At 47.2% G+C, this 12042-nt stretch carries 8 protein-coding genes; 4 read left to right on the top strand and 4 right to left on the bottom strand.

The window, feature by feature from the left end:
• Positions 1-7: 7 nt before the first annotated feature.
• Positions 8-232, top strand: coding sequence for a Uma2 family endonuclease (locus tag QUA27_RS20675; RefSeq protein WP_333070081.1), 225 nt, complete (start codon positions 8-10; stop codon positions 230-232).
• A gap of 46 nt (positions 233-278) precedes the next feature.
• Positions 279-416 (top strand): PDDEXK family nuclease, encoded by a 138-nt coding sequence (locus QUA27_RS20670; RefSeq protein ID WP_333070079.1) that lies wholly within the window; start codon positions 279-281, stop codon positions 414-416.
• A gap of 269 nt (positions 417-685) precedes the next feature.
• Here the strand turns inward: QUA27_RS20670 and QUA27_RS20665 are convergent, their stop codons facing one another.
• The 3 genes from QUA27_RS20665 to QUA27_RS20655 form a co-directional block, all read right to left on the bottom strand.
• Positions 686-1081, bottom strand: coding sequence for an SH3 domain-containing protein (locus QUA27_RS20665; RefSeq protein ID WP_333070078.1), 396 nt, complete (start codon positions 1079-1081; stop codon positions 686-688).
• 81 nt (positions 1082-1162) lie between these two features.
• Positions 1163-2989 (bottom strand): N-acetylmuramoyl-L-alanine amidase family protein, encoded by a 1827-nt coding sequence (locus QUA27_RS20660; RefSeq protein WP_333070077.1) that lies wholly within the window; start codon positions 2987-2989, stop codon positions 1163-1165.
• A gap of 168 nt (positions 2990-3157) precedes the next feature.
• Positions 3158-4843, bottom strand: coding sequence for a potassium channel family protein (locus QUA27_RS20655; protein ID WP_333070076.1), 1686 nt, complete (start codon positions 4841-4843; stop codon positions 3158-3160).
• Between the two features lie 371 nt (positions 4844-5214).
• On the opposite strand from QUA27_RS20655, the gene QUA27_RS20650 reads away from it, so the two are divergent.
• On the top strand, positions 5215-5826 hold the full coding sequence (locus QUA27_RS20650) for a COP23 domain-containing protein (RefSeq protein ID WP_333070075.1): 612 nt from the start codon (positions 5215-5217) through the stop codon (positions 5824-5826).
• An 89-nt stretch (positions 5827-5915) separates the two neighbouring features.
• On the opposite strand, the gene bchH is transcribed toward QUA27_RS20650, so the two are convergent.
• Positions 5916-9800 (bottom strand): magnesium chelatase subunit H, encoded by a 3885-nt coding sequence (gene bchH, locus QUA27_RS20645; protein ID WP_333070074.1) that lies wholly within the window; start codon positions 9798-9800, stop codon positions 5916-5918.
• 210 nt (positions 9801-10010) lie between these two features.
• Between bchH and cobJ the strand changes: the two genes are divergently transcribed.
• Entirely contained in the window at positions 10011-11765 is a 1755-nt protein-coding gene (gene cobJ / locus QUA27_RS20640) for a precorrin-3B C(17)-methyltransferase (RefSeq protein WP_333070073.1), read from the top strand.
• Positions 11766-12042 lie beyond the last annotated feature (277 nt).

The raw sequence follows: 12042 nt of genomic DNA, 5'->3' as shown, positions 1-12042 counted from the left end.
TTTATTTATGACAATCGCAACTGGGCGTCTCACCCTGGAAGAATTTATGAAACTGCCAGAAACTAAACCTGCCAGCGAATACATTGAAGAGGAAATTATCCAAAAACCGCTGCCCCAAATAAAGCACAGCCGATTGCAATCCAAAGCCTGCAACGAAATTAATCAGGTGACGGAAACTCCAAAGATAGCTTATGCGTTTTCAGAGTTGCGGTGTACCTTTGACGGTCGATAGATTGTTCCAGATATTGCGCTACTATTATGGGAACAGATTCAATTTGATGACAGTGGCGAAACCAGTGGATTATGTGCGAATTGCACCGTATTGGGCGATCGAAATCCTGTCGCCACAGCAAAGCTCAAATCGCGTAACTATAAAAATTATTCACTGTCTGCAACATAATTGTCAGTTGGGGTAGCTAATCGATCCAGACGTTCGATCGATTTTAGCGTTTTTGCCCAACCAACAACCGCAATTCTGCGAAGGTAGCCATGTCCTTCCTGTACCCGAAATGATTCCCCTGAATATCACCGCCGAACAAGTGTTTAGCTGGTTGAGAATGCAACAATGAATCAGGGCGATCCTCTTTTTTGTACCACTTTTAAAAATCTCCCGGTGTGGTTTGTAGTGAGGTTTTTATTCCCGATATAAACTGAGGAGTGAAGTCCTTACTACAAACCCAGTTCCCTATTTCCGCCACCTGTCAAATTGGTCTTCGGAACAGCCATTAATAAATTGATTGTTCACCCAACCGTCAAGGATTGTCAAAGTTTCATTAGGAGGATTACCCGAAAATCTGGCCGCAATCTTCACCCAATTACCTTGTCTGCTGACAGCCCTAACTCCGTCTCCTCTTTTCAATTTAGCAACAACCGCGTACTTAGTGCCTGGGCCTTTGCGAATGTTAACAGCGCCACCTTCACCTGTAATAAACGAGCATTGAGTTTGCTTTTTTAAAGATTCGGCTTTTGCGGGAGAAAGACTTTGCTGTTTGCCGAAAACAGGAAAACTGTAAAGTGAGAAGCTAAGACTTGCAACGACGGCTGCAATAAAAAAGGCTTTTGATTGAGTAAAAATTAGCATTATTTCATTTCCTTGGATTGGCAGATCTGAAGTCCTGACTATGATTTTTGAGAAAAAAACTTCAGTCGTTACTACTAACTATTATTTGACCGAGGCAAACCATTCGGTAACACCTTGGGCGATCGCCTCAGCTAATTTCTTTTGTTCTGTCGGATTCACAATCCATTCAAACTCTTCGGGATTAATCAAAAATCCCAATTCCATTAAAACAGATGGAGTAACTGCAGGACGAGTCATGGCTAAGTTGTTCCAGAATACACCATAGCTCGGACGGTTTAACTTGGCAATTAAATAATTGTGCAAAAACATTGCCAAACTGTGCGCTTGCGGGTGAAACCAGAAAGCGGCGACGCCTTTAGTCTTAATGGCATCGCCGTTATCCGGCAAAGCATTGTAGTGAATTGAAATTGCGATCGCAGGTTCTTCTTTTTGAATCATTTCCACCCTCGGCGGCAAATCCAAATCGACATCTTCTACCCGCGTCATTACCACATTCGCGCCCCGATTTACCAATTCCTCTTGCACCAATTTCGACACCGTTAAAGCTACTGTTTTTTCTCTAATCCCCACTGGACTTACAGCGCCTCCATCCTCCGGCCCGCCGTGTCCCGGATCGATGAGAATCTTAATTCCCGACAGCGGTTTTTCTGTCGAAATCGGCATCATGCTTGTATTCGCGGGCGGGTGTTTTAAAGACAGCACTAAAGTTGTACCGTCGTATCTCAGCTTGTAACCCCACTGCTGGGTAGATTTGAGATTAAAAGTGTATTTTACTTGCAGCGGCGAGATTTGTTCCCATTCCAAACGTGAAATTACGGGGTCCTCAGAAACGCGAATAATGTCAGTTTGAGCGGTGGTATTGTACAGCGTTAAAGTGAAGGTGCGTTCTCCTTCTTGCACAGTGACTGGGACGGGTATTTCTAAGGGAAATAAGACCTCTGTCCAGCCGGAAACTTGACGCGAACTGGCGCTGCGAATAATCGATCTGGGAGGCACTGAATCCTGGACAATTCGCACTTCCGATGCTTTAATCCAAGCACCGTAATCGAGTCGAATCCATTCTCCCTCGCGGCCGATAATTGTTGCTCGCGTTCCCTTCGGCAGCGGTGTCATCCGAGAAAAATCTGTACTCGCCCCGGTTCTGGCGACACCAGGATCTGCTGTTACTTCGGCTATTTCTAAGTCAGCCGGAGAAAGAATAGAAATCTTGCCAGTACCCTGCTGGCTGATAGTTCGATCGTTCATTGTTAGCTCAAATACAGGCACTCCTAAATCAACTTTTTCAGCCTTTGGTAGGGAAGATTTAGACTCATTGCTCCCCGTTGCCAAGGGTGGGGTGGGGGGAGTTTTAGCACAACCTTGATACTGTTGGCTGCCGCCTTTTTTGATGGGGGAATTTGCGTCTAACAGTACAGATGCGTTGTCGGGTAATTCGACTTGCGATCGCGCTTTTAAAGGAATAGTAACGCCCGCCAATTTTACCGAAACTTGAGCATTCGCAGGTGCGATCGCCCCAAAGCAAATATATTCTCCCGGCAAACTCGCAACATCGACTTTCGGCGTCAGGGAATCTTTAGCAAAAGCCAATCCTACAGGGGCTTCCGGCTGATTAGACTCGCGCGTCACCTTAATTTTGACTTCCTGATTTTCGTAACGCAATGTAAAGAGATTTTCGCCGAGTTGCAGCGGAAAAGTCGGGGCGAAATGCCCGGATGCGGTGCGAGAAATTTGGTTGCCATTTACTAACACTTGTCCCGGTGCGGGCGCTGTGCCGATTAAAAAGATGCGATCGGCTGTAGTTTTGTGGTTGGCTGGAGGATAAGCGAGAAACAAAGGTTGAGCGGCGACAGCTACAGAGGCGATCGCCATTATCAGCCCAAACACACATAATGCTAAAAATTTTCTCATTCTAAACCGTAACTAATTGAGACTCTGTTGGTTATTTATACTAGAACTTGGCCTAAGAAACCGGATTTCTGAGGATTAGCCGTAAGTCCTATTTACTATACAGGGCCCATTTTATCAGGTTTGTAGTTGCAATTGAGCGATCGGCAACATAGATTCCGCGTAAAACCATTAAGTTTTAATTAATTCCGAGGTCGTTCTCCACAGTTGCTCCAACCGATTCGCCGGCATAGTCAAATACAAAACATCCCCCATAGTCAAACAACAATTCAGTAAATCCCAGCCGTGGAGAGTTTGACACTTAGTTTCCACATAAAGAGGGACAAAATCCGCAGACTTAGCAGCATCTTGAATACGGTGGCCACAGAAAGGATGGTTTGGCGTAATCAATGTGGCCAAGCAAACCCAGAGACTATCAGCAGTCATCCCGTTGCCCAAAATTCTGCCTCCAATTGCCGCCGCCGCGAAAGCAGGAGCCGCCAATTCCGTCGGGTTCAAAACTCCTTCAAACTCAAAAACTTGCTGCACCATCAAAGCAAAATGTGGATCTTGGTTGCGGACAATAACTGATAGTTTTGGTGCCAATCCTTTAGCGCTCAAGGCAATTTCGACATTAGACATATCGCTGCTAGTTACCGCCAAAAGTGCTGCCGCTTGCTTAACATTAGCAGCTTCCAAAGTTGCGGGCAAACTGGCACTTCCCTGAATTACCGGAATTTTCATTGAGCGAGCCGTACTCAGAAATCGGCAGTTCGGATCTTGCTCGATTACCACAATATCGTAACCGTTAGTGTGCAGTTCTTTAGCAATTTGGATACCTATTCCTCCGAGCCCGCAGATAATGTAATGATTGCGCTGCGGAACTCGCGCCACATCCCAATATTCGGTAAACCGAGTTCCCAATACATAATCGTTGAGCAGTGCGTAGCAGATGCCGATGATTCCGGCTCCAACTAACATCATGACAACTGTAAATAGTTTAATGCTTTCAGGAGCTTGTTCTGCCACTTTTTCATAGCCTCCGGCTCCGGTAATCATCCCTACTGAAAAATAGAGAGAATCGACAATTGAGATATTATCCTCAACACAAATATAGGTAGCAGTAGCAACGGCAATCATTGACAGCAGTGTCAGTACAACAATTACTGCTGCTTGGCTGTGCTGCTGAAATCGGCGCAGGTTAGTTAAGGTTTTGAGCAGTTTTTGAGTGAAAGTTTTTTGGGGGCTGCGGATAGTCGGCTGAGTGGCAACAATTAGCCGATCGCCCTGCTGACACTGCCGATCGGCAAGCACCGCCGATACTAAATCAGTTTTGTTAGCAGCCGGGAGATAATAAATCAACATTCGCGAGCGATCGTCCCACAAATCGCTCAGTTTTCGATTTTTCCAAGAATGTGTTTCATCGATATATTCTTCGTGAATCGGCCAAGTGCGATCGAACAAACGCAACTGTCCGATCGCCTGACTTCCGAGAGCCGCAAAAGCAAAAACCGGAGCCGCCAACGATGAAACGCTCATGGAAGCGTGATCGGGCAAAGTGTGGTCAATTCTGTCGCCCAAGCTAGTATTGAACAATCTGTTGATGATGCGAATCTGAGGATTGAGAATCCTCGCTTGCATCAAAATTGCCAAATTCACAGCATCATCGTCTGCTGCAATTACTAAAGTGTGAGCTTTTTGAATGCCAGCCGCCAACAAGGTAGAAGCTGCTTGCAAATTGCCGACAACCACATCAGAAGTTTCGCCGCGAATTGGGCGATCGCTAATACCGATCGCGATCGCTCCTTGCTGTCTCAACAAACAAAAAATCTTGTGTCCCGTGTGGCCCAACCCGCAAACAATGATTCGAGGTTTCATAAAAAGTTATTTGCCAGCCAATTTCGGAGCTGTCTTTGTAGTTTTACTTACCATTGTTGACTCTCCTGGCTTTGCAGAATGTAGCTAAAAAGACTATCTAGGAAACTTGTGCCGCGGTGGCCTGGAAGTTTTAAAACAAGGACACGGGACTGCCGTCTCCCTAAAGCCGCGTTCCCAAGTTTTGAAACAACGACACGGCAGTGCCAGGTACCTACAGATATGATGTGCCACTAACCTAATTTAATATTTGAAAAATATCCGGGTGCGACAGCCAACCAGCAGAATCTGAATAGGTAGGGACACGACACTGCCCTGTCCCTACAACTATGACTTCCTACATAAATTTAACTGCCTTAGCGGCAGGAGTTATTATGAAATTGACTGCACCTTTATTAGCATCCGCTTTAGTTTTCGCCGGTACTGTCGCCTTTGCAAGCCAAGTGCAAGCAGCTACCAGCAACCCTTGGAATAGCACTAGAACAACATTTCAGTGCGTTACTTCCGGCCGAAATTTTGTCACAATTGCACGGCGAGGAAATGTCACGACAGATCCGATGATTCTTTGGAAATCTACCGAGTTCGGCCGCGAATATACACCTTGGCAGCGCTGCCAAATTGTTTCCAATAGATTGACAAAAGCTGTTGCCCAGAATGGCGGAAGATTGAGCAGCTTGCAGTTAACAACAGGAATTGTTAATAACTTGCCCGTAGTTTGTTACGTGAACGGACAGGGGCGCTGCAACTCTCAAAATCTGCTGTTCACCTTAGACAAGCGAAATGCTAAAAATCCCGGTGAAGCTTTAACGAGATTGATTAATTTTGCCCAAGACGGCAGCGGGCCAGTTACAACGTTCAGAACCGGAGCTCAATCGTCTGCACCGCAGTTTGTTCCCTTTGGAGATATGGTCGATCGAGCTTTTAATTCTCCCAACAATAAACCGTCAGTTCCAGTAGCAAAACCGCAGGGCGATCGGGGTATTTAATAGCCGCGACTCTAACTTGCACCTGAAAAAATTGGAAACTATTGTGGGGTGGGCTTCTAGCCCGCCCCTAAATATTTAGACTAAAAAAACTACACTGTCACCCCTTCAATTTTCTCATCAGTCAACTCGTACAACTCGCGCAACTGCTGCAACTTATCCGCATCCGGCAGCCAAAAACCCCGCCCGTTAGCCTCCAACATTCTGCCGACAATATTGCGAAAAGCTTCAGGATTTGCCTCGCGCAACTTCCGCGCCATCTCCTCATCCAAAGCATAAGTATCAGCAGCCTGATCGTAAACCCAACTATCAGTAAAATCAGCCGTTCCACCCCAACCAATTAATGCCGTCATCCGCTGCGAAATTTCATAAGCGCCGCCAGAACCTTGATTGACCATCGCGTTAGCCCACTTAGGATTTAGCAACTTAGTTCGATATTCCAAGCGCAGCAAATCTTCTAAATTGCGCGGAGTGGTATCCTGAGAAAAACTTTCTACAAAACTCGTGTTAACCTTTTTGCCGCGCTGCTTTTCTGCGGCTTTCTTCAAACCGCCAGTATTCGCATAATACTCTTGAATATCAGTCAAACCGTATTCAACAGAATCAATTTCTTGAATTATGCGATCGCACCCTTGCAACAACTGAGTCAAAACCTCCGGTCTCGCTTCCCCCTTATCCTTCCTCCCGTAACTAAAAACATTGCGAGTTTCCCAAGTTTTCCCCAACTCATCCCCCGATTCCCAACTACCATCAACAACCCTATCGTTAACCAAAGAACCAAAATCCCCAGCCGGATTAGAAAACAACCTTGCCGAATAATTCTGCACGCCTTGTGCTTGCAAAATCAAAGCGTGTTTGCGAATAAAATTCTCCGATTCCGGTTCATCAGCCTCCGCCGCCCGCACAAACAAATCATCCAACAACTCAATAATATTCACAAAGCTATCACGAAAAATCCCCGAAAGATTTCCCAACACATCAATCCGGGGATGACCGACATCAGCTAACGGTTTTAACTCATAGCGAACAATGCGGCCAGTACCTTCTTTAAGAGGTTCAGCCCCCACCAATTCCAGCAGAATTCCAATAGATTCGCCCCGCGTTTTAATCGCATCCAAACCCCACAACATCACCGCCACAGTCTCAGGATAATTCCCATGTTCCTCAACGTGCTTCTCAATAATTTTCCGAGCAATTTCGCGCCCCCTTTCATAAGCAGCCGGAGAAGGCATCCGATAAGGGTCTAAAGCGTGAATATTCCTGCCAGTTGGCAACACCCCAGCCCCATCCCGCAACAAATCCCCACCCGGTGCAGGCAGAATATATTCCCCATTCAAACCCCGCAAAAGATTAGTCAACTCATCCGTCGTTTGCAACAACAAATTCCGCACCAACAAACCCTCCTCAAAAACCCCATCAAACCCCTCTTTCTCTTCCTCTCTGCGCCCTCGGCGCCTCTGCGGTTCATTTTCTTCAAAAACCAGTTCTTGCAACTGTTCCTGTGATAACCTATCCCCAAAATAAGCCTCAAGATAAGAGGTCATTTCCTCAGAATTAGGGGGTTCTCCGAGAACGTGCAGACCAGAAGAAAACAAGCGACATTCCACCACCTGCAAATACTCGTAAAGCTTCACCAAATAGCGGTTAAAAGCCTCAGCACTGAACATTCCCACAGTTTCCAAACTAAAAGCCATACCCAACTTGCGAGCCTCATCAAACGGACAATCAGCCTCCAAACCGCTATCTAAAACTTTCTTACAAATAGCCTCTTTCAGCACATAATTTTTTGCAGTATCTTCTCGATATTCCGCAATCAAATCCCGCAAAGCCATCAATTCCTTGTACAAGCCAGCGCGGCCGTAGGGTGGCACATTGTGAGAAATCAAAACACCGTAACCGCGCCGTTTTGCCAACATCGATTCCGAGGGATTGTTCGCAGCATAGATATAAAGATTCGGCAAACTTCCCAACAAAATATCCGACCAAGAATAGCCAGTATTTCCCAGAGGAGAACCGGGCAACCATTCAACAGTGCCGTGCATTCCGAAATGAACCACAGCATCAGCTTGCAAATCATTTTGCAGCCACTTGTAAAAAGCAGCATATTGAGGGTGAGGCGTCAAATCGCGATCGAACATTAAGCGCATCGGATCGCCCGAAATTCCCAGCGGCGGCTGCAAACCGATCCAAACATTCCCCAGTTGAATGCCACCTATTTGGAACTCGTCGCCCTCTGTCTTAATCCCAGTACCAGTCAGAGATTTCCACTGTTTTTCAATACGACTTGTTGACAAATACCCCAGCCACTTCTCCAGAGTTTTAACATTAACAGTATTGCCGTAAATTCCCTCCGTATCTGCGTTCATCCGCGTTAATCCGCCCCCATCTGCGGTTGCAGCATCATCCGCCTCTTTCACCCTGCGAATTAACTCCTCACCGTCAGCCGGAATTTCTCCAACTGTATAACCTGCTGCTTGAAGTTTGTGCAGGAAATTTAGCAGCGATTTCGGTACATTTAATAAAGCAGCCGTACCCGCCGCACCGTAACCGGGAGGAAACCCGTAGAGAATAATCGCAATTTTCCTTTCAGATGGCGGAGTTTGGCGCAACTTCACCCAATTGTTAATTCTACTTGTCAGGCGTTTCGCGCGATCGGGCACCAGATAAATATCCTCACCCACCAAACCGCCCAGAGGAACAGGATCGATCGCGCCATCCAACTCAGGCAAAGCATACAATACCACACTTTGCAAACCCCCAATCCCCTGACGAGTCCAAGAATGGATATCCTGAATCAGCAGAGGTGCCGACACAAAATAAGGTACATTTTTAGCAGTTAAAATGCGCTTAGCAACTTCCACCTGCCGTCCGCCCTCCATCGAACCAGCAGGTCCGCCAACCAAAGGAAAGCCAATAGTAGAAACAATCGCATCAACTTCCACAGCATCTTTAGAAAGCGAAAGAGTTTCAATATTGCCTTGTTTTCGGCGCGCCGTTTCATCAGCAGTCGTCATCCAATCCCGCACCGCTACATGGCCCTCAACGCCATTGATAAAAATCGGCAAAGGCACAATTCCCGCATCTTCAAAATAGCGAATCAATTGAGGAATATAAGGCTGCTTGGTGATAACGTGTTTGCGGTAAAGCAAGATGCCCACAACAGGGGATTTTACTTGATATGAATTTGGGAACCAATTGGTTCCAAATTTTGTGGAACGGGCATCTTGCCCGTTATAAGTATTTCTATCAAGATGTCTAGCCTCTTTTGTGGAACGGGCATCTTGCCCGCCCCTAGCACTTTGATGACTCAGATACCATTCCAAATATTGCCGAGGCGATTCAAAATAACCATTATAATCGGGATGCAATAAACCCATATTGGGAGTTTCCACAGGCGGCGGAATTTCTGCCACCTTCAGCCCCAAATACTTTTCGGCAATAATCCAAAACATTGAGACAACATTATCCGCCCCGCCCGCATTCCAGTAACCATAAATAATCAGCCAGTTTCGCAAATCCTGCACTTTTTGCACCGGCACATATTTTAATAATTTCGGCCCCACCTTCAAAAAGCTGATATAACCAGCCAGCTTATCTTCTTCTCGCCCATTGCTGAACTTATCCAGAATAAACTTAACAGGCTTCGGCATTCCCTTCGGCTTGTCGCCAATTTTAAAAGCACCGATTTGAGTAAGACTCATCAATTCCAAAGCCGACTCAAAAACCAGGCGAATCGGAATATTCTGCACCCTTTCTCGCAGCCACATTACCGCATCGTAATCAAACAGCAAACTCCCGAAAAACACATCAGCATTAGAGAGGGCGGCTGCTACAGCGTCGGGCTCGTCTACGAGGGCGCGATCGCTAAAAACCCGCACTTCCAATCCCTGACACCCAGAAACAGCCAACTCGGCAGCTTTCCGGTACAAATCAGCATTAAAAGATTCAAACCCTGCAATTAAGACAATGCGTTTCACAGCCCAACCTCGAAATATTTGCTTCTTTTAATGATAAACTAATCGCAGAAATGCACAGGCATCTTGCCTGTGCCACTGACAGACAGAACAAAAAAAATAAACTTCTGCTTTCTCTTACTTCGCGCCTTCGCGGTTCATCAACTATGTCTTATTAAAGTAAGCACCGATTAAAATAATCAAACCAATCCAAACACAGCCATATTTACAACCGTGAATCGAGTTCCTCCCGCAATTGTTATCTTAGGTCTAAACAGCCAGCCGATCGCCAAAAAAATCTCCGCACATTTCGCCGGTTCCCAGATTTACGGTTTAATCGATCGCACTTCCGACACAGACATCAACTTTAGCAACTTCGGCGAAACATTGCGGGAATTGTTTGCCACAGAAACCCCAATCATCGCCATCTGCGCCGCCGGAATTATCATCCGTACCCTCGCCCCGCTGCTGTCAGACAAACGCGCCGAACCGCCAGTTTTAGCCGTCGCAGAAGACGGAAGCGCCGTCGTACCGCTGCTGGGCGGTTTGCACGGCGTTAATGATTTGGCCAGAGAGATTGCAGCAGCCCTCGGCGTACAACCTGCAATTACCACCACGGGAGATATCCGGTTTCGCACCGCGCTGCTGAGTCCTCCCCAAGGCTATTATTTAGCGAATCCAGAGGACGCGAAGACTTTTATTTCAAATTTGCTCGCCGGGGCAAAAGTACGCCTAGAAGGGGCTGCAAGCTGGCTTTCCGAGAGCAATTTGCCGATCGCCCCCGACGCCCGATCGACCATCCGCGTCACCGAAAAAGCAATTGCGCCAACGCCCGATTGTTTAGTTTACCATCCGAAAATTGCGGCAGTTGCCCTCACAAAAATATCGAATAGTGAGCCGGAAATAGCGGTTTCATTAGTGCAGCAAGTCTTAGAAAATGCAGGTTTAGCAGCAGCTTCCGTAGCTGGATTTTTTGCATTAAAAGAGGAGATGGGAAATCCGGCACTTGAAGCAGTTTCACAATATTTTAAAGTCCCCGTCCGCTTTTTCAATCTCTCCGAACTTGTCGAATTAGACTCAATTGAATTCATCGAAAATCAGGCCGCACAAATTGCCCTGACAGCAGCCGGTGCCAACAGTCACTTAATCGAGCCCGATCGCACTTTATCCCTGAATTGCGCGATCGCCCTGGCCGCCCAACCCTTTGATGCTAGGGCGATCGGCATTAGCCGCGGCAAACTGGCGATCGTCGGTACCGGCCCCGGAGGCGCGCCCTGGATGTCCCCGGAAGTTAAGGAAATCCTGCGCGAAGCCACGGATTGGGTGGGTTACAAGTTCTATCTCGACTTAGCCGGAACCCTGCGGGAAGGGCAAAAGCGGCACGATTCCGACAACCGCGAAGAGATCGATCGCGCCCGTTTTGCCCTAGATTTAGCAGCATCAGGAAAATCTGTCGCCGTGGTTTCGTCGGGAGATCCGGGTATTTTTGCGATGGCTGCAGCGGTGTTTGAGGCAATGGACTTTGATGCCAAACCCGAATGGCAAGGCATCGATATTCGGGTAGCACCGGGCATTTCAGCCATGCAGGCGGCCGCTGCTGCGATCGGAGCACCCCTCGGACACGATTTTTGCGTGATTTCGCTTTCGGATATTCTCAAGCCTTGGGAGGTCATTGAACAGCGGATTGCGGCCGCTGCGATCGCAGATTTCGCGATCGCATTTTACAATCCGATCTCGAAACAGCGGATTTGGCAACTCTCTAGGGCGATCGAGATTTTGTTGCAAAGTCGCGATGCTAAAACCCCTGTCATCCTAGGGCGAAACCTCGGCCGCCCAGGCCAATCTGTGCGCGTTTGTACCCTCGGCGAATTCCAGCCGCAAGACGCTGACATGAGAACTTTAGTGATTGTCGGTTCGAGTCAAACTCGGATTATTCCCCGCAAATATGGAGATGTTTGGGTTTACACGCCGCGCAGGTACGAAAAATAAGTAAAGCAGCAAAAACTTGGGAAATCAGCAATTGACTGACAGCTAATTGACTTGGACAATAAAATATTTTGATCTCGCTGGGGGGAGTCTAGGTTAACAAATGGCGGCGAACCACTCGACTCGCCTGTTATTTCACCTCATAGTGGTCACTCTCGATCGATCAGTAATCCTCTTTGATTACAGAAATCCTCGGTACTGAAGGATCTCGGCTTCCTGAAGCCGAGTTTTTCTGGAAGACATCGAGCGAATTTAGAACTAGACTCAACCCTAGTAAGGG

Origin of the sequence: Microcoleus harperi Pol14_C6 (assembly GCF_036701295.1) — a bacterium.
Classification (GTDB): domain Bacteria; phylum Cyanobacteriota; class Cyanobacteriia; order Cyanobacteriales; family Microcoleaceae; genus Microcoleus.
This window is presented reverse-complemented; position numbering and strand designations above follow the sequence as displayed.